Here is an 18,385-nt window from a genome sequence, read left to right on the forward strand (position 1 = left end):
GGGTCGCGCAGGTTCTACCAACAGGGTCCGACAATGAGCGGTGGTGGTGTGGCTGGAGCTGCCGATCGGTGGATGCCGTGGCACGTTCCACCGAGGTCAGCGGCGGTGCCTGGTCATGCCGGCCATGACCCCACCCATGACGCGGACGCGGGCCCGGCGCGGCAGCGGGGCGAGGCTGTCCTTGAGGATGCGGGAGAGCAGGCCGGGGAAGGTGGTGGGTCGGCGGCCGAGCGCGTCGAGTGACCGCTGCGCCACGTCCTCGGGGGTGAGGGTCCTGCCCATGCGCATGCCGGCGGTGTCGGCGAAGCCGCTGGCGACCGGGCCCGGCGCGGAGGCGAGCACGTCGACCCCGTGGGGTCTGAGTTCGGCGTGCAGCCCTTCCGCCAGCGTCTGGACGTAGGCCTTGGTGGCGGCGTAGTTCGCCGCGTTGGGCGCGCCCTGAAAGCTGACGATGGAGCTGAGCAGGATGATCCCACCGCGGCCCCGGTCCGCGAACCGTCGGCCGAACAGCCAGCTCAGGGCCAGCGTCGCGGCGCAGTTGACCTGGAGCATCTCCAGTTCGCGGGGCAGTTCGGCGGCGATGAACGGGCCGGAGGTGCCGAAGCCGGCGGCGGCGACGCAGAGACCGATGTCGGCGCCGGCGGTCGCGGCGGCGAGCGCGTCGAGGCTCTCCGGCCGGGCCAGGTCCAGCGGCAGCACCTGCGCGTCGATGCCGTGCCGCGCGGTGAGGTCGGCGGCCAGCTCCCGCAGCTCGGACTCGCGGCGGGCGACCAGCACCAGATCGAGACCGCGTTCGGCGAGGCGGCGGGCGATCTCCCGACCGATACCGGAGGAGGCGCCGGTGACCAGGGCGGTGGGACCGTACCGTTCGAGGAACCGCTGGTGGGCGCGGCTGCGGGAGGCGGCCGGGGTGGGGTGGGTCTCGGATGTGGTCATGGCGGAGGTCGCCCTTCCGGCAGAGGTGGCTCGCCGGATGCCGGACACCGAGCGAGTAGTATCACGCGACTCACCGTAGGATCGGTGAGTCGCTTCACGCAACTCACTGGGTGTAGGGTTGGCCGCCTCATGCTGGGCCAGGATTACGCGCACCAGACCTGCTCGCTCGCCCGCAGCCTGGAGGTGGTCGGCGAGCGCTGGACCATGCTCATCCTCCGGGACGTCCTGGTCGGCCGGCGCCGCTTCGACGAGCTCGTCGCCAGCCTCGGGGTCACCCGGACCGTGCTCACCCAGCGACTCCGCCTCCTCGTCGCCGAGGGCGTCCTGGAACGCCGCGCCTACCAGCAGCGACCCGAGCGTTTCGAGTACCACCTCACCGCCAAGGGCCGGGAGCTGACGCCGATCGTCGCCCAGTTGATGTGGTGGGGTGACCGCCACTATCCCGAGCCGGCCGGTCCGCCCCGGCTGCTGGTGCACGACGGCTGCGGAGGGCCGGTACGGGCCGCCTACCGCTGCGGCGCCTGCCACGCCGAACTCCACCCCGACCAGGTGGCCACCCGGCCCGGCCCGGGTGCGCCCGCGGCCGACGCGGATCGCCCGGACTGAGCCGCCGAGGCGACATGGAGAGGTACTCGGGCCGCCACGCGTGCGGGACACCGGCGGAAGCCGACTGCCGATAGTGTTCTCAGCCACACTGTCCGCACGTCCTGAAGGGGTAGTGCCATGAGCTGTGGTCGTCGGCGGCTGTCGCGAACTGCCGCCGCGCTGTTCCTCCTCGCCGGGGTGGCTGTCCCCGCCGGTCCCGCCGAGGCGGCGAAGAAGGGGCCGGACCTCGCGGTCGACGCGTCCGGGACGAGGATCACGCGGGGGGTCGAGAAGAAGGTTCTCCACCTGAAGATCAGCAACCGGGGGGACGAGACCCCGAGCAACGTCGTCATCAGGGTCCGCCAGCCACCGGAGGGCCTCCCGGAGCCCCTGCCGGTCGCCCTGATCTGGCACTCGGGTGGGGTGGGCGAGTGCGACGGTGACTTCGGGGGTTTCTACTGCGAACTGGTGCCGGAGCTGATCCCGGGGCCGGGGGAAACCGTCGACGTTCCCATCGACGCCACCGTCTTCGGTGCGGCCGGGCCGTACCAGGGCAGGTTCGAAGCCACTGTCACCATCAGCCCGGAGAAGGACGCGAATCCGGCCGACAACACCAGATGGTTCCCGCTGGAGCTGGTCGACCAGCCCAGCGCCGACCTCTCGGTGGTCGCCCGGGACGTGAAGCAGTCCGTGCGGATCGGCGCGGGCGGCACGCCCCAGCCCACCGGCACGCTGAACCCCGGTGAGACGGGCGCGGTGTGGCACACCATCGCCAACCAGGGTCGGAAGGCCGTCAGCGGAGTACGGGTCACGCTGCGCCTGCCCGCGGGTGTCACCTTCACCAGGCCGCCGACCCAGTGTGTGCTCGCCGACGCCGGGCGGTCGGCGGTCTGCACCTACCCGGGCCTCACCCTGGTGCCGGCCGTCGAGGACACCGATCCGAACGACACGGTCTACTCGGCGGTCGAGCTGTACAACCTGGTGACGACCGCGGCGTCCGCCACCGCGCCGGCGACGTTGCCGGGCGGAACCGTGCGGGTGGAGGGCCTCGCCGAGCGGTCGACGGACGACCGCGCCAAGGCCGCGCAAGCCGAACTGCCCGCGAACGCCGTCGCCGCCCGGGTGGCCGACGTGGACCGCAGCGACAACCGGGACGGGTTCGCCGTGGTGCTGGCCGCGAAGAGCGGCGGCAACGGCGGCAACGGTGACGGCGGCGACGCGGACGGCGGTGGTGGCGTCGGCGGCGGTGACGGCGGACTGCCCGTCACCGGGCCACAGGCCGGACTGATCGGCGGCATCGGCGTCGCGGCGCTGGCGGCCGGCGGCGTGTTGTTCCTCGCTGCCCGGCGTCGCCGGATGATCCTGGTGACCCCCGACGACGAGCGACCAGCGGCCTGATCCCGGAGGGGCATGCCGCGGGGCGCCGTACGGAACCGGTGGGGTGGCGCCGGTTCCGTACGGTGCGGGCACCATCTCAGAGAGGACACCGCCCGCCGATGCGCCGGACCCTGCCGATCGTCGTCGCCCTCACCCTGCTCGGATTCTCCACCGGGTGCGCCGGCGACTCCGGCCCCGTCTCCACCGCCACCACCACCGTCACCGCGCCTGCCGCAGCCCCGGCCGGTGAGGTGACCCCGGACGCCACCTCGTCCGCGCCGACCGCCGACAGTCCCACGTCGGCCGCGTCCGCGCCGGCGAAGCCGGCGAGCGAGCCGCAACCGGCCCCGCCGAAGGCCGTCCCGGCGCTGACCTGCGGTCAGGTCACCGGCGCCGACCTGGGCAGCCCGAAGGCGCCGTTCTACGATCACACCGACCACATTCCGCTGCTCGACGGCATCTGGAACGGTGAGGACGGCACCGGCGTCGCACTCCAGAAGCCCTGTGCGATCGGTGACCTGGACGGCGACAAGGCCGCCGACGCCGCCCGCGCGGTGGTGGTGCGCACCGGCGGGACCGGCCAGTTCTGGAGCGTCGTCTTCTGGCACAACGCGGCCGGGAAGCCGGCCTACCGCACGGTGGTCGACCTCGGCGACCGGACCCCGGTCACCTCGATCGGGATCGCCGGGCAGAAGGCCACAGTGGTCTGGCTGACCCGCTCCGACGACGCGAGCATGGCCGAGCTCGACACGAGGCGGACCACGGTCTACCGACTCTCCGGCGTCACGGTCACCGAGCTGAGCCACACCGACACCCCGTACACCCCCTGAGCCGTGCCGCCCGGGTGGGACCGACCCGTGGGGGTTGGTCCCACCCGGGCACCGGTCACGCAGACCTGATCGAGCGTTCACGATCAGTTGTAGTATCGACGTCCGTCCACTCTTTCAGGAGGCGTCTGTGACGAGGTATGCGCGTTCGCTGATCGCGACGACGATGCTCGGCCTTTCCGTCCTGGCCGCGCCGGCCCCTGCCGGCGCGACCACCCGGGTCGACCTGAGCGCCCAGGCCGCGGCCTCCGGCTGTACGACGTGGGTGGAGTGGGTGCAGGAGGGCGGCAACAGCTACTACTACGGCCGGGGCAACGTGCAGTGCACCAGCGGCCGATACAAGGTCAAGCTCCAGTGCCGCAACCTCCAGACCGGGGTGGGATACGTCGTCTACGGCGGGTACGCGGTGAACGCGCCCGGCACCGCCACCACGACCTGCTACAGCGGCAACGTCGCCGAGGGCGTGTACCCCGTCGACGATCCACTGCCGACGACCGGCGTGACCGGCTGCGTCTCCTGGGCGGAGTGGGTCCACGAGGGCAGCAACCACTACTACGGCCGGGGCACCGCCCAGTGCGACACCGGCACCTACCGGGTCCAGATCCAGTGCCGCAACGCGCAGACCGGCCAGCGGTACGTCGTCTACGGCCCGACGAAGACGGCTCCCGCCATCTCCACGACGACCTGCTACCAGGGCAACGTCGCCGACGCCGTGGCCGGCGTGCCGGCGTGAGGAAGGGACGCCCGGGTCAACCCGCCGTGGACGGTTTGTACGCGATGATCAGCTCCCAGGTGCCGGGCAGCACCGCCGTTCGCGCGAAGCCGATCTCGGCGAGCAGCGTGGTGTAGAAGTCCGTCTCGCGGAGCCGGCTGACGCAGGTGTCCACCCCGATGAGGAAGTAGCTCCAGAAGAACTGCATGGCCAGGCGGTCCGGGGTGCGGAACTCCTCGCTGATCACGATCAGCCCGCCCGGCTCCAGGGCGGCGTACGCCTGCTCCAACAGGCGGCGGGCGACGTCGTCGGGCCAGTCGTGCAGGACGCGCACGAAGGACAGCGCGTCGTAGCCGGGCGGCAGCGGTTCGGCCAGGAAGTCGCCGCCGACGAAGCCGAGCCGGTCCGGATGGCCGCGGGCGACGCGGGTGGCCGCGACGAGGGGTGCCACGGCGGGCAGGTTGTAGACGTCGGCCCGCAGGTGGGGCGCGCTGTCCAGGATGTGCGCGGCGAGCGTGCCGTCGCCGCCGCCGACGTCCAGCAGGCGGCGGCGGTCCGACCAGAGCGCGTCGGCGTGCCGCCCGACGCTCTCGCGCACCGGGCCGAGCCCGACGGCCATGCTGCGCTCGAACTCGGCGGTCTGGGCGTCGGTCCGGGGCGGCCAGGCGAAGTCGTCGTCGCCGATGCTGACCTCGCCGCGCAGGCTCTCGGTGAGCCGGCCGTGCAGCAGCCGCCACGGGTAACGGTCGCGGTCCCGTTCGACCGCGTCCGGACCGACCACCGCGGCGACCGTGTCCCGCAACCCGGGCAGGACCCGGTAGGTGGTGTCGCCGATGTCGTCGCCGGACGCCTCCCGGGTCAGCAGGCCGAGACTCTCCAGACAGTCGAGGAACTTGTACAGCCGCAACGGGCGCATCCCGAACCGCGTGGCGAGCGCGTCGAGGCGGGCCGGGCCGGGCTCCAGGGCGTCGAGCAGCCCGGTGTCGAACGCGGTCGTCAGCACGTCCATGGCCTTCGGGCCGTTCGCGAGCAGGCTCATCAGCGCCCGTGGGGAGAGGGCGACGGTCATCGGGGCAGCTCCTTCGTCAGCGCGTCCATGAACGCGTCGACCTCGTCGAGGGTGTTGTAGACGTGCGGTCCGATCCGCAGGTGGCCGCGCCAGCTACCGATCAGCCCCTGGGCGGCCAGCCGGCGCTTGACCGCCTCGCCGTCGGGGACGTCCAGGCAGACCACGCCGCCGCGACGCTCGGGCGAGGTGGGGCTGACCACACGGATCCCGGCCGCCGCGGCCCGGTCCAGCACCCGCCCGGTGAGGACCAGCGAGTGCGCCCGGACGGCGTCGGCGCCGATGCCCGCCAGCAGGTCGAGGCCGACCTGCGAGATCAGGGCGGTGAGCGGGTACGGCGTGCCGCCGGCGAACCGCTGCGCGCCGGCCGCCCATCCGTCGGACGGCTGGAACGTCAACGCCCGGTCCCCGGCCTGCCAGCCGGTGGCCGCTGGTTCCAGCGTCGACGCCAGCTCCGGCCGGACGTAGAGGAAGGCGGTGCCGACACCGCAGAGCCACTTGTGCGCGCCGCCGAGCACGATGTCGACGCCGAGGGCGGTGACGTCCAGCGGCACCACTCCGACGGTCTGGAAGGCGTCGACGACGACGAGCGCGCCGACGTCGTGCGCGCGGGCGACCAGGCGGGCCAGGTCGACCGTGGCGCCGGAGGTGAAGCTGGCGTGCGACACGCACACCAGCAGCGTCCGTTCGTCGAGACGGGCTTCCAGGGCGTCCTGGTCGAGGTGGGGTCCGCCGTCGCCGACCACCTCGAGCCGGGCGCCGTAGCGGCGGAACGCCCGGAAGATGAACGGGACCGTCGGGTACTCCAGGTCGGTGGTGACGACGCGGTCGCGGGGCGGACGGTAGTCGAAGCAGGAGGCCACCCGGGCCAGCAGCGTGCTGAGGTTCCCGTCGGTGACCACGCTGCCCGGTGGCGCGCCGAGCAGGCGGGCCACCGAGTGGGCGTACCGGTCGAGGCCGACGTGCCAGCCCTGCCAGACGTCGTCGCGCCAGGTGCACAGCGTCTCCCAGTAGTCGCGCAGCACGGTCTCCGCCCCGGCCGGCACCGCTCCGGTGGAGTTGCTGTTCAGGTACACACAGGTGCGCAGCACCGGGAACTCGGCCCGCAGCGCGGCGTGCGTGGCCTCGTCGAGGCACTGGGGCGGGCTGCCGGGTCCCGACTCGTACGGGCTCATGCGCGCTGCCCTCCCACCGGTTCGAACGGGCCGGGCCGGCGGTCGACGGACGTGAACACCGGCATGTCCCGGACCGCCGCCAGGTAGGGCGTGCCCTCGGTGTAGCCGGTGCCGGAACGCGGCCCGAGCATCCGGGTGGCGATGCGGTGGTGGGTGCGCCGCCACCGGAGCAGGGCGGCGGCGAACTCCTCCATCCGCCGCGCCACCAGCCGCCGGTCCGGGCCGTCGAGCCGACCGTCGCGCACGGCCGCGCGGTACGCCTCGTCGATCGTCGCCCGGCCGGCACGGACCCGCGCCCGCACCTCCGGAACCGACAGGTACGCCACCGAGTCCAGCCGGCCCTGGAGCGGGGTCCGGCAGAGCGACTCCACCCGCTTGTAGGAGCGGGACTGGATGGCGCTGGCCCCCTCGGTGTACTGCCGGAACGTCCGGAACGAATCCGGCTGCATGGTCGCCAGCAGCGAGAACAACGGACCGGCGTCGTCGAGCAGATGGCGGGCGTACGCCAGTCGGTCGGCTGCGGGGGTCGGCCGGAGGTCGGCGAGCGCGGTGACGGTGGCGTCGAGTTCGTCGACGAGTGCGGCGAACAGGCACTCGTAGGCCTGTAGTACCCGGATGAACAGGTACTCGTCGTGTGTCACGTGCACCGGCAGCATGCTCAACCGCAGCGACAGGTCCGACGGGGGATCGAGGGTAGCGGCGACGGTGTGCAGGGCGACCGCGGCATCAGCCGGTGCGGTGTCGTCGGGCCACGTCGGGTGGCCGAGGCGCAGCAGCGCGGGAGCGGCGGCCCGGGTGCCGAGCCGGCAGCGCTTGGCCACCACCGCCCACGCGGGACGCCGGAGCGGGAACAGGTCGGCGGCACCCCGGGCGGCGGTGACCTCGAACGCCACCGCGTCGGCGACCAGCCGGACGAACAACCGGTCCCGGTCGCGCCGCGTGGTGGTGTCGTCGCCTGCGGTCGCGACCGGTTCGTCCTCGCCGGCCGGCAACCGCAGCAGACGCAGCGCCAGATAACTGCGGTAGTCGTATCGCCCGTCCCACTTGTCGAGAGTGGCGTCGAGGAAGTCGTCCAGGAGCCCGGGTGTCGCACCGCTGCCGGTCCGCTCGGGGGCGGCGAGGCGTTGCCGCGCTCCGTCGAGCAGTTCGAGTAGTCGCGGGTCGACGAAGTGTTTGCCGACCCGGTGGAATTCTCGCAGCACCACCGCGTAGGGAAAAGTGCGGGGGTCCGTCGTTCCGGACAACCAGTTGGTCAATTCGCGCACGGGCAGCCCTTCGGGGTGAGGACAACTGTCACGCAGGTGCACCGGAGACCCTGCGTCGGACGCGGGCCGTCAGAGCGGGTCGGTCCCGGGGCTGCCGTCGGGGGTGTGGAGTCGGGCCTGCCACAGATCCGGGAAGAACCGGTGCTCGACGAGCCGGGCGAGCACCGTCGCCGAACTGTTCGGCGCGCCCGCCGGAGCGTGGCCCCCGACCCGCAGCGCCACCTGGTAGTGCCGGAACCGCCACCACGCCACCCGCTCGTCCCACTCCACCATCGTCTCGGCGAGCCGGCATGTCGGATCCGTGCGGTCCGCCGGTCGCAGGTCCGCCGCGGTGGTCCCGTGCGCGGCAAGGTGGTCGGCGAAGGCGCGGTCGAGCTTCCGGCTGGCCGCCTGGACGTGCCGCCAGCCCGGCGACTCGGCGCCGGAGCCGTTGCCCAGCGCGGGCTGCATCGCCTGGAAGTCCGCGGGGGACAGGTGGCCCAGCATCTCCAACTGGTCGGTGACCAGGCGTACGGCGAGGGTGGCCCGGGCCAGCAGGGCCGCTGCCCCGGCCAGGTCGCCGACGGCCACCCGCGCGGCCGTCTCGGTCACCTCGGCGGCGGCCAGCTTGAACCACAGTTCGCTGGACTGGTGCACCACCTGGAACAGCAACTCGTCGCGGTGAATGACCTCGTCCGGCTTCCGTTGCAGTCCGAGCAGCACGTCGGTGCGCATGTAACGCGCGTAGTCGGTGGTGCCGGACCCGGGTAGTACGGGCGACTTGTCGCGCTTCAAGGATGGCCCTCCACTCGGCGTCGGCACGCCGGGAGTGGCGGTGCGGCGGAGCCATTATGCAATGACGAAAGACGATGCGCCAGCATTCGGGTCCACTTCGAATCGACCACTTCACTGACTGGCGGATCAGGCGGTTTTTACTCGAAATTGGTGGCCAGGGTGTTTCTTTTTCGTTAAGCCGCTGGACGGCGTGCGGGTGTGCGGCCGGACGTCCGGGCGGGGCCACCGCGGCGCACCGAACCCGCCACCGAGCCGCCGGCCCCTCACCGCGGCATGCGACGCTCAGGTCCCTCGACCAAGGGAGCAACGTCGCGTGGCCCCGGCACGACCGCATCAGTCGCACAATCTCAGGCATGGCAGCGCGGCACCACCCGACCCCGACACCCCTAGTGCCCGGAGGAACGCAGACCATGGACCACGCATCTCAGCTCATCCAGGAGCGGAGTGCCCCGCCGGCCACGCTGGTGATCTTCGGCGCCTCCGGTGATCTGACCCGACGCAAACTGCTGCCCGCCGTCGAGAGCCTGGCGCGGCACGAGCGGCTCCCGGACCAGTTCGCGCTGGTCGGCGTCGCGCGTACGCCGATGACCGACGAGCAGTTCGCCGAGAGCGCCCTCGGCGGGCGCGAACTCGCCGGCAAGCGCCAGCTCCGAGGCGGCGTACGCTATGTGGCCGGCGGCTACGACGACCCGGCGACCTACAAGCGGCTCGTCGAGACCCTCGACGAGCTGGACGCGCAGCGGGGCACGTCCGGCAACCGGCTCTTCTACCTGTCGACCCCGGCCGGCGCCTTCGAGCCGGTGATCAACGGGCTGGCCGGGGTCGGGCTCAACCGGCCACGCGAGGGCTCCTTCTCCCGCCTGGTCATCGAGAAGCCGTACGGGCGCGACCTGGTCACGGCCCGGGAGCTGGACGCCGTCGTGCACAGCGCGTTCGACGAGCACCAGGTCTTCCGGATCGACCACTACCTGGGCAAGGACACCGTCCAGAACGTGCTGGCGCTGCGCTTCGCGAACTCGATCTTCCAGCCGATCTGGGATCGCTCCTGGGTCGACCACGTGCAGATCACCGTCGCGGAGACCCTCGGCGTCGGCACCCGGGGCGGCTTCTACGAGGAGGCCGGCGCGATGCGGGACATCGTGCAGAACCACGTGCTCCAGGTCCTCGCGCTGGCCCTGATGGAGCCGCCGGCCTCGTTCGAGGCCGAGGGCCTGCGCAACGAGAAGGTGAAGCTGCTGCAGGCGATCCGGCTCCCCACCGATCGGGACATCGCCGAGGCCGCGGTCCGCGGGCAGTACACCCGGGGCGGCACCCGCGAGGAACTGATGGCCGGCTACCGCGAGGAGGCAGGCGTCGACCCGCTGTCGCGGACCGAGACCTATGCCGCGCTGCGCCTCAACGTGGACAACTGGCGGTGGGCCGGGGTGCCGTTCTACGTGCGCACCGGCAAGCGCCTGCCGGCCCGGCTCACCGAGGTGGCGTTGCAGTTCCAGCGCCCGCCGCACCTGCCGATCCCGACCGACCAGCTCACCGGCCTCGAGGCTGACGCGCTGATCCTGCGGATCCAGCCGAACGAGGGCATCTCGCTGCGCTTCGGGGCGAAGGTGCCGGGCCACTCGTTCCGGGTCCGCACCGCCACCATGGAGTTCTCGTACGACCAGACGTTCGTCGAGGAGTCCCCGGAGGCGTACGAGCGGCTGCTCCTGGACGCGTTGATCGGTGACGCGTCACTCTTCATCCGCAGCGACGAGGTGCAGCAGTGCTGGCGGATCGTCGACCCGATCATCGAGAACTGGGAGAAGGACGACACGCCGATCCCCACCTACGAGGCCGCCTCCTGGGGGCCGACCGACGCCGACCGGCTCATCGGCCGGCACGGCCGCAAATGGCGCAACTCCGCATAGCTCCGCGCTGACGGACCGGCGGTCAGCCGCGCCCCCGGCCCCGCCTCGACCGGGCGGGGCCGGGGGCCCGGTGGCGTCAGCCGATGCCGTCGACGGCGGCCCGGAGCGCGTTGATCGAGGGGTCCCAGGTGAAGTTCAGCACGGGCAGGCCGGACGCGGCGGCGTTGCTGTCGCCGCCGAGGACCACCGCCCGCGGCTTGCCGGAGCCCTGCGGGACCACGAGGTACCAGTTGCCTTTCACATTCGCGATGAACACTTCGTCTGCCTCCTGGTCCGGCGGGTTGGGGTCGCCGCCGTCTCCGACGTGGTTCTCGAAATCCGTGGTGGCGCCGACATTCGTCGGACTGCCGGTGCTCAGCCAGAGACTCGTGTGCACGTGCGGCCCGACACCCTGGTCGCTGCCGTTCGCCGACGCTCCCGAGTAGGCGATCGTCTGGCCCCGCGACACGCGTTGCCCGGTGGCGACGGCGATCCTCGACAGGTGCAGGTGTCGGGTGTAGTTGCCGTCGTCGTGGGCCATCCCCACCACGCGTCCGGTCGCGGTGGAGGTGTCGGTCTTCACGAGACGGATCGTGCCGTTCGCCGCGGCCACGACCGGAGTGCCGGTGGCGACCGCGTAGTCGGTGCCCGGCTCGGCCGAGGGCGGCGTCCGGTTCCGGTGGTCCTGCCAGGAACTGGAGATCCGGACGTTCCCGCAGGGCCGCTGATAGCTGCCCGCGGCCCGGGCGGCGCCGGGCAGCAGCGCGAAGGCGGCCGACACCCCGGACGCGGCCAGCGCGGCGCCGGTGAGGAACCCCCGCCTCGACAGCCCTCGCAGGTAGGCGATGCCGTCGAGATCCTCGGACCCCGGCTCGCCGTGGCCGGCATTCCGCGCCGGGCTGGGGCGCGGCTCCCCACTGAGGATCATCAATGCAACCTAAGGCTGCGCCCGGCGAAGGGCAAGGGCCTCGCCGCGGCCGGCCGGCGGGGTCCCCGCCGACCGCTCAGCCGGGGCGGCGTCCCACGCCGAGATCAGCGGCGCGAGGATGAGGTCGAGTTCGCCGGCCTCGACGGCGGCCAGGTGGGCGTCGATCTCGACGTCGTCGGCCAGCCCCGCGGCGAGCGGAGCGTGCACCAGGTCGAACGTGCCCGGCTACGGCGGCGGGGTCCGCGGCGATGTCGTGCCGGCGTACCTCGTACCGGTCCGGGTGTGGCTCCGGACCGGTACGGCGTCGTCAGGCGTCAGCTTCCGACGCACGTGGCGGTGGCTCCCCCGCCGGTTCCGCTGCCCTGGAACCCGAAGCTGGTGGACTGGCCGGCGACCAGTTGTCCGTTGTAGCTCTGGTTCGCGACGGTGACCGTGCCGCTGGCGCCGTTGGCGACGCCGTTCCACAGCGAGGTGATCGATGCTCCGCCGGCCAGGGTGAGCGTCACCCGCCAGCCGGTGAGGGCGGTGCTACCGGCGGTGACGTTGACGCTGGCGACGAATCCGCCGTTCCACTGGTCCTGGACGGAGTAGACCGCGGTGCAGACGGGGGTCCCGCCGCCGGGCGGGGGAGTGGTGGGCGGGGGAGTGGTGGGGGGCGGGCTGGTGGGCGGCGGGCCGTCGTCGAGCGTCAGGTTCTTCTGCTGGACGGTCCACTGGCTGTGGCACAGGCCGCAGTCGGCGCCGACGAAGTTGCGTCCGGCGGCGGTGTCACCCTTGAGGCGCCACTTGAGGTAGAGCACGGCCACCCGGCCGAACTCGCCGCCGTTGGGCTGGTCGTAGGTGCCGCCGTGCCCGACGTTGAGATTGCCCATGAACGCGGGCAGCCCGGCCGGCAGCTTGCCCCAGTCGTCCATGGCATTCGGGTAGGCGATGTCGCTGGGCCCGCCGACGAAGTAGGCGATCGGCTTGGTCAACCGCCTGAGCTGGTAGTCATCGGCATCGTTCAACAGACCGCTGCTGAAGATGCCGGTCGTGGTGACCCGCGGGTCGGCGGAGACGGCGTACGCCTCCAGCCCGCCACAGGAGAAACCGGCAACCGCGATCTTCGACGTGTCGAGCCGGTTGTAGTACTTGCTGCCCGATCGGGAGTTCTCCGCGACGGCCCAGTCGATGGACTGGGTGAGCATCTGGGAGGTGGTGGAGCCGGACCCGTTCGGCGCCCCGCTGGCGATGGCGAGGAAGCCGTGGGAGGCGATCTCGCGGAGGAAGTTGCCCTGGGAGAGGCCGTTGGCCGAACAGCCGCCGTTGCCCCACACGAGGATGGGAAGGCGTTCGGGCGGGAGCGTCTGGGGCCGGAAGATGGTGTGGTTGGCCAGGGTGGTCGAGGTCTCGTAGTCGGCGGGATAGGGGCCGGAGCCACCCACCGCGGCGTCGGCCGGTGTCCCGCCGAGCACCATCACCACCGCGGTGACGGGAAGGACGACGGCCGCAAGCCCCGCCCAGATCTTCGATGTCCGTCTCATGCGCACTCCCGCGGATGTCGCCACGGCGCTGCCTGTGGTGGCCGGTGGCGGTTGGCCGCTCGCGCCTCGACCGACCTGGGTCATCCAGATGCGCGCGGGCGGGAACGGGATGCGGTCACTGTCACAGCGGCAACGATAAGTGTCAATATGATGCCCGACTGTCGGGACTCGCGCGCCGTGGGTTGCGGGAGATACCCGAGGTCGACCCAGATCGGGCGGCGGGCGTCGCGGCCCGATCCGCAGAGGTTTCTCGCCGCTCGACGCGGACGTCCTCGCCCTCGTCCTCGCCGGCCAGCGGCGTGCGGCCGACCGCTCAGCCGGGGCGGCGTCCCCACGCCGAGATCAGCGGCGCGAGGGTGAGGTCGAGTTCGCCGGCCTCGACGGCGGCCAGGTGGGCGTCGATCTCGACGTCGTCGGCCAGCCCCGCGGCGAGCAGCTCGCCACGGACCATGCGCACCGTCGCGGCCTCCAGCCGGTCGCAGGCCACGCCGCCGATCGGGAAGCAACCGGCGGCCGTCACGTCGACCAGGCCCGCCGCCCGTAACACCCGCGGCAGCGTCCGGCCGTAGCGCAGATCGGCGCCGCGCCGGGTCAGCAACTCCCGGACGGCCCGGCGCAGCCGGTTGGCACGCCGCTGCGCCGGGCCGACCTCGTCGAGGCAGGCCAGTGGCTGCAACTCGGTGTCGGCGTCCTCCACCACCAGCCATCCGCCGGGCCGCAGCGCCGCCGTCATCGTCGCCAGTGCCCGGGCCCGGTCGGGCAGGTGGACGAGCACGAGCCGCGCGTGCACCAGGTCGAACGTGCCGGGCTGCGGCGGCGGGTCCGCGACGACGTCGTGCCGGCGCACCTCGTACCGGCCGTGCGGGTCCAACCAGGCCGGATCGAGGTCGGTGGCCAGCACGTGACCGGTCGGCCCGACGGCCGTGGCCAGCGCCTCGGGAATGCTGGGGCCGCCGGCGCCGACCTCCCAGCAGCGCCAGCCCGGCCCCACCCCGAGCCGGTCGAAGTGCCCACGCGTGACCCCGTCGAACAGCTCGGCCAGCCAGGTGAACCGCTCACCCGCCTCGGCCCGGGCGTTGTCGAGCAGATAGCGGTGATCCGGGGAACCCATGCCCCCCATCCTCCCGCCGGCCGGGCACGGTGTCAGCGCGACACGGGCCGACGCCGGACACCGCCGCCCGCGACCCGGCCGCTCAGTCCGCCCGCGACCCGGCCGCTCAGTCCGCTCGCGGACGCAGCCAGAACGACGCGGGCAGGAACTGCTCGGTCAGCCCGAGACGCCGCCACAGCGGGGCCGCGACCTCGCGCAGTTGCGGGTCGCCGGCCACGAACGCGTTGGGCAGCTCGATCTCCCAGCGCTCCGGCGCGGCCAGCAGGAACGCGGCCAGCAGATACTGCTCGTTGTAGTGCCGGTGACGCCACTGCGGCGGGTAGTCGCGGGGCAGCATGATGTCGTGCACCTGCACCAGCACGCCGGGCCGCAGCCGGGGCAGCACCTCGAAGAAGAAGACCGTCACGTCGGAGCCCATGAAGCTGCGGTGCGACCCGTCGAAGAAGACCACGTCACCGGCGTCCAACTCGTCGAAGAGGCTCAGGTCGGCCCGCTCCAGCGGCGCGCGGACCACGTCGTCGCAGAGCACGTCGACGCTGGCCCGGGGCGCCGGGTCGATCGAGGTGATCCGGGTCCGCAGACCGTGGTCGCGGACCGCCCGGCGGGCGAACTTCGTCGAGTTGCCGGAGCCGATCTCGACGTACCGCGCCGGTTCGTGCTCGACCAGGAAACCGTAGAGCGCCAGCGCGTCCAGCGGCGGCAGCCAGCCGTTGCGCCAGTACGGCTCGCCCGAGTCGAGGTCGCCGTGCAGCGGGACGGCGGTGAGCCGGTCGGCGTGACCGAGGAACCGCCGGAGCGTGTCGGCGTACGCGTCCCGCCGCCGGTCGAGCAGCTCGGAGATGCCCGGGTGGTCGGGTCGGCCGTAGCCGAAGCGCGGCTCCGGGCTCACCGGGAAGTCCACGAAGATCGGCCGGCGCAGCCCGAACGCGGAGAGCACCAGCCCGTGCAGCAGGGGGCGGCGCTCCAGCCGCGCCAGCGGGCCGGCGAGGAACGGCAGGGCGGAGAGCACCTCCACCCCGGAGGCGGTACGCACGGCGCTGCGCAGCCGGCGGACACCGCCGCGCAGCCCGCCGCCGGTGCCGGGGGACGCCGCGGACGGCAGGTCGGTGGCGGTCATGAGGAGACTCCTTCGAAACGGTCGGCAGGGGCGGGACGGGACGAGGTGGCGGCGTGCGGCGGACCGCCCGGACGGCGGCCGGTGACGGCCAGCAGGGCCAGCACGACGACTGTCGAGCCGATGTCGCCGACGGTCAGCAGCACCCGGCTCAACGCGACTAGGGTCACCAGGTCCGGGCCGCCGACCAGGGTGGCGACGGTGAGCGCGAGCGCGACCTCGCGTACGCCGAGTCCGGTCGGCAGCACCACGGCGCAGAGCCCGGCGACCACGGAGAGCGCGAAACCGCCGACGCCCAGCGGCAGCGCCGGGCCCGGCGCGGCGCCGAGGGCGACCGCCAGCACGGTGACGTGCAGGCCGCTGATCAGCCAGCCGAGCACCATCAGCCCGGTGGCGCCCAGCAGCGTCGGGCGGCCGGGCAGCAGCGGCCCGGTGTCGCCCCGGCGCAGCAGCCGCGCGGCGGCGGCCAGCAGCCGGCCCAGCAGGCCCGGGGCGAGCACCGGCGCGACGGCGGCCACGCAGGCCGGCAGCAGCAGCCACCACCAGCGGCTCTGCCCGACCAGCCAGGGCAGCGCGAGGACGCCGACGAGCACCCCGGACACCGCCGCGAGTCCCTGGCTGGCGAGGAACGCGGCGGCGAGCCGGGCCGGTGGCTGGCGCAGCGGCCGGGCCATCGCGGCGTGCGCCACCGTCGGCCACACCCCGCCCGGCAGGTAGCGGGTCAGCCCGGCGAGGAAGTAGACCCGGGTGGCGTCGCGCAGCGACAGTTTCGTGCCCAGCCCGGCCAGCAGGACCCGCCAGCCGACGAAGCCGGGCACCCCGCCGACCGCGGCGAGGACCCCGGCGGTCAGCGCCGCGCCCCAGCCGACCGTCCGCAGGCTGTCCGCCATCCCGTGGCGTACCCGCCACACCTGCCAGCCGAGGAAGGCCAGCACGGCGGCGTACCCGACCACGCGCAGCGCGGCCCACACCCGCGCCCGGCTCACCGGGACCCGCCGAGGGAGAGCACGACGTCCTGCAACCGGTGGTCGGACATGCCGCGGGCGTCGCGCAGCCGGTACCGGTGCACGGTCCATCCGGGGGAGACGAACGTCCAGTCCAGCCGCCACCAGCGCCGGCCGGCGATCGTCCACGACGTCGGGTACGCCGACCCGCTGGCCCGGGCCGCGTCGGTGAGCCGGTCGCGGAGCCGGGCCAGGTCGCCCATGGCCGGGCTGGTGTTGAGATCGCCGGCGACCAGCACCGGGTTCGGGTTGCGGTCCAGGTCGGCGGCGAGCGCCCGGTACTGCGTCTCCCGCCGCTGGAAGAACTCGTGCCGGCGGTCGTAGAACAGCTCGCGCAGCGGGCTGCTCAGGTCCAGCGGCACCAGGATGTGGGTGTTGTAGACCGACACCGTGCGGCCGCCCACCCGCAGGTCGGTGCGGAGCGACTTGACCTCCCAGTAGTCGGTGCGCCAGTCCGCGCCGGGCGGCGGGTCGGCCGGCAACGCGGTCGTCGCGACGACCGGGAACCGGGTCACGGTGACCAGTTCCCCGCGTAGCACCACCTGGTAGCCGGGGAACTCGCGGCGCAGCCGGGCCAGGTCGGCGTCGCGGCGGACCGGGTCGTCGTCGGGTTTGTACTCCTGGAGGAGGTAGACGTCGGCGTGCCGGGTGGTCAGCGAGGCGTAGAACGCGTCGGGGTCGTCGGTGGCGTTCCACACCGTCGTGTTCCAGGAGACCAGGCGCAGCGCGTCCGCCGGCGCCGGCGGCGGGGTGCGCCACACGGCCGGGTTCAGCCCGGCCAGGTCCGCGCCGAGCAGCAGCCCGGTCACCGCGAGCAGCGCCAGCCGGGCCCGGAACCGGCCGGCCAGCGGCACCGACCCGAGCAGCAGCACCGGTACGGCGACGAACGCCAGCGGCGGGATCAGCTCCGGCGCCAGCCACAGCCACCACCGGCCGCTGAGCAGCCGGTGCGCCACCACCAGGAGCAGCCACGCCGCGCCCAGGCCGGTGAGCACCGCGCCGGCGCGGGCGCCGGGTCGCCGGCCGACCCGGCCCGCCCGGCCGGTCGCCGGTTCGGTGCGCGGTGGCGTCCGCACGGCGGTCACGCGACCACCGCCGGCTGCTCGTAGAGGCGGCGGAAGCGGCGGGAGACCAGCCACTGCACCAGCCCCACCGCCACGCCCACCCCGATGGTGAGGCTGACGAGCAGGTGCAGGCCGGCGAAGCGCAGCGTGTAGCCCAGGCCCCGGACGGCGCGCACGTAGCGGTACATCCGGGCGTCGCTGAGCAGCCAGAGCGCCAGCAGCAGCAGCGGCACCACGGCCCACCCCGGGCCGGCCAGCAGCGGCAGCGGCGTGGTGGCGGCGGCCAGCCAGGACGCCAGCCCGGTGCCGGACTCGGCGGAGGTCACCACCCCCACCACCCGCCGCCGGTGCAGGAAGAACGGGATGTGCACGCGGGTCCGGGTGAACACCTTGCCCAGCGCGATCCGCAGCGTCGCGTCGTCGTCGTGCCGGCCGATGACCCGGCTGGTCATCCGCACCTCGTACCGGTCGGTGAGCCGTTCGCTGACGTCCGCGCCCTCGCTCTGGGTCAGCCGGGGGTTGAACGGGCCCACCTGCGCCCAGACCCTGGTCGGCACGGCCAGGATCGCGGTCGACAGGAAACCGGTGATGCTGCCCTCGGCGACGCGGAAGTACCAGTGCCGGTACAGGTTGCGGTAGTCCTTGGTGAAGGTGCCGTCGATCAACGGGACGGTGTCGTAGTTGCCGCAGACCGCGCCGACGCCGGGCTCGTCGCGCAGGATCGCCACCGCGGCGGCCACCGCGTCCGGGGCCAGCGCCACGTCCGAGTCGACGAACATCAGCACCTCCCCGGTGGCGGCCTCCGCGCCGAGGTTGCGCGCCACCGAGGGCCCGCTGTTGACCGGCGTACGCAGCACCCGCACCTCGGGGAAGGACCCGGCGACCGCCACCGAGTCGTCGGTGCTGCCGTCGTCGACCACGATCACCTCCACCGGCCGGTGGGTCTGTCGGCGCAGCGCCGCCAGGCAGAGCCGCAACGTGCGGGCGTAGTTGTAGTTGGGCACGATGACCGAGACGAGGGGCGCGGGAACGGCCACCACC

General features: G+C 73.2%; 18 protein-coding genes. 5 read left to right on the top strand and 13 right to left on the bottom strand.

Going from position 1 to position 18,385, the window contains the following annotated elements; genetic code table 11:
• Positions 1-96 precede the first annotated feature (96 nt).
• Positions 97-936, bottom strand: a complete 840-nt coding sequence (locus C8054_RS09240) for an SDR family oxidoreductase (RefSeq protein WP_107156331.1) — start codon at positions 934-936, stop codon at positions 97-99.
• 129 nt (positions 937-1,065) lie between these two features.
• Between C8054_RS09240 and C8054_RS09245 the strand changes: the two genes are divergently transcribed.
• From C8054_RS09245 to C8054_RS09270, 4 genes are all read left to right on the top strand, one after another.
• Entirely contained in the window at positions 1,066-1,542 is a 477-nt protein-coding gene (locus C8054_RS09245) for a helix-turn-helix domain-containing protein (RefSeq protein ID WP_107156332.1), read from the top strand.
• Positions 1,543-1,659: 117 nt separating this feature from the next.
• Positions 1,660-2,919: a hypothetical protein gene (locus C8054_RS09250; protein WP_146179896.1), complete on the top strand. Its 1,260-nt coding sequence runs from the start codon at positions 1,660-1,662 to the stop codon at positions 2,917-2,919.
• A gap of 98 nt (positions 2,920-3,017) precedes the next feature.
• Entirely contained in the window at positions 3,018-3,728 is a 711-nt protein-coding gene (locus C8054_RS31975) for a hypothetical protein (protein WP_158273828.1), read from the top strand.
• 127 nt (positions 3,729-3,855) lie between these two features.
• The gene (locus C8054_RS09270) at positions 3,856-4,458 is read left to right on the top strand and encodes a hypothetical protein (RefSeq protein ID WP_146179897.1); all 603 of its coding nucleotides are present in this window, start codon (positions 3,856-3,858) and stop codon (positions 4,456-4,458) included.
• A 16-nt stretch (positions 4,459-4,474) separates the two neighbouring features.
• Here the strand turns inward: C8054_RS09270 and C8054_RS09275 are convergent, their stop codons facing one another.
• The 4 genes from C8054_RS09275 to C8054_RS09290 all read right to left on the bottom strand — a co-directional run bounded on the left by C8054_RS09275 (position 4,475) and on the right by C8054_RS09290 (position 8,717).
• Positions 4,475-5,506 carry a methyltransferase gene (locus C8054_RS09275; protein WP_107156337.1) on the bottom strand — a complete coding sequence of 344 codons (1,032 nt, stop codon included), beginning with the start codon at positions 5,504-5,506 and terminating at the stop codon, positions 4,475-4,477.
• Positions 5,503-6,678, bottom strand: coding sequence for an aminotransferase class V-fold PLP-dependent enzyme (locus C8054_RS09280; RefSeq protein ID WP_107156338.1), 1,176 nt, complete (start codon positions 6,676-6,678; stop codon positions 5,503-5,505). The genes C8054_RS09275 and C8054_RS09280 overlap by 4 nt, the downstream gene beginning before the upstream one ends.
• Positions 6,675-7,943 carry a tryptophan 2,3-dioxygenase family protein gene (locus tag C8054_RS09285; RefSeq protein ID WP_199199634.1) on the bottom strand — a complete coding sequence of 423 codons (1,269 nt, stop codon included), beginning with the start codon at positions 7,941-7,943 and terminating at the stop codon, positions 6,675-6,677. Before C8054_RS09285 ends, C8054_RS09280 begins: the two co-directional genes overlap by 4 nt.
• A gap of 69 nt (positions 7,944-8,012) precedes the next feature.
• Positions 8,013-8,717 carry a tryptophan 2,3-dioxygenase family protein gene (locus C8054_RS09290; protein ID WP_107156339.1) on the bottom strand — a complete coding sequence of 235 codons (705 nt, stop codon included), beginning with the start codon at positions 8,715-8,717 and terminating at the stop codon, positions 8,013-8,015.
• Between the two features lie 410 nt (positions 8,718-9,127).
• Here C8054_RS09290 and zwf point away from each other — a divergent pair, with 410 nt between their 5' ends.
• Positions 9,128-10,621, top strand: coding sequence for a glucose-6-phosphate dehydrogenase (gene zwf / locus C8054_RS09295; protein WP_107156340.1), 1,494 nt, complete (start codon positions 9,128-9,130; stop codon positions 10,619-10,621).
• A gap of 76 nt (positions 10,622-10,697) precedes the next feature.
• On the opposite strand, the gene C8054_RS09300 is transcribed toward zwf, so the two are convergent.
• The 8 genes from C8054_RS09300 to C8054_RS09340 all read right to left on the bottom strand — a co-directional run bounded on the left by C8054_RS09300 (position 10,698) and on the right by C8054_RS09340 (position 18,384).
• Complete coding sequence (locus C8054_RS09300; protein ID WP_107156341.1) at positions 10,698-11,528, bottom strand: M23 family metallopeptidase; 831 nt, start codon at positions 11,526-11,528, stop codon at positions 10,698-10,700.
• Between the two features lie 9 nt (positions 11,529-11,537).
• Positions 11,538-11,735 carry a hypothetical protein gene (locus tag C8054_RS32260; RefSeq protein WP_199199636.1) on the bottom strand — a complete coding sequence of 66 codons (198 nt, stop codon included), beginning with the start codon at positions 11,733-11,735 and terminating at the stop codon, positions 11,538-11,540.
• Positions 11,736-11,842: 107 nt separating this feature from the next.
• Positions 11,843-13,051: a cellulose binding domain-containing protein gene (locus C8054_RS09315; RefSeq protein ID WP_199199638.1), complete on the bottom strand. Its 1,209-nt coding sequence runs from the start codon at positions 13,049-13,051 to the stop codon at positions 11,843-11,845.
• A 313-nt stretch (positions 13,052-13,364) separates the two neighbouring features.
• Positions 13,365-14,162 (bottom strand): methyltransferase, encoded by a 798-nt coding sequence (locus tag C8054_RS09320; protein ID WP_107156342.1) that lies wholly within the window; start codon positions 14,160-14,162, stop codon positions 13,365-13,367.
• Positions 14,163-14,268: 106 nt separating this feature from the next.
• Positions 14,269-15,279: a class I SAM-dependent methyltransferase gene (locus tag C8054_RS09325; RefSeq protein ID WP_107156343.1), complete on the bottom strand. Its 1,011-nt coding sequence runs from the start codon at positions 15,277-15,279 to the stop codon at positions 14,269-14,271.
• Positions 15,276-16,262 carry a lysylphosphatidylglycerol synthase domain-containing protein gene (locus tag C8054_RS09330; RefSeq protein ID WP_158273829.1) on the bottom strand — a complete coding sequence of 329 codons (987 nt, stop codon included), beginning with the start codon at positions 16,260-16,262 and terminating at the stop codon, positions 15,276-15,278. The genes C8054_RS09325 and C8054_RS09330 overlap by 4 nt, the downstream gene beginning before the upstream one ends.
• Positions 16,259-17,365 carry an endonuclease/exonuclease/phosphatase family protein gene (locus C8054_RS09335; RefSeq protein ID WP_107156345.1) on the bottom strand — a complete coding sequence of 369 codons (1,107 nt, stop codon included), beginning with the start codon at positions 17,363-17,365 and terminating at the stop codon, positions 16,259-16,261. Before C8054_RS09335 ends, C8054_RS09330 begins: the two co-directional genes overlap by 4 nt.
• Positions 17,362-18,384: a glycosyltransferase family 2 protein gene (locus C8054_RS09340; protein WP_233219554.1), complete on the bottom strand. Its 1,023-nt coding sequence runs from the start codon at positions 18,382-18,384 to the stop codon at positions 17,362-17,364. The genes C8054_RS09335 and C8054_RS09340 overlap by 4 nt, the downstream gene beginning before the upstream one ends.
• Position 18,385: the final 1 nt, after the last annotated feature.

This window comes from Micromonospora sp. RP3T (assembly GCF_003027925.1).
Classification (GTDB): domain Bacteria; phylum Actinomycetota; class Actinomycetes; order Mycobacteriales; family Micromonosporaceae; genus Micromonospora.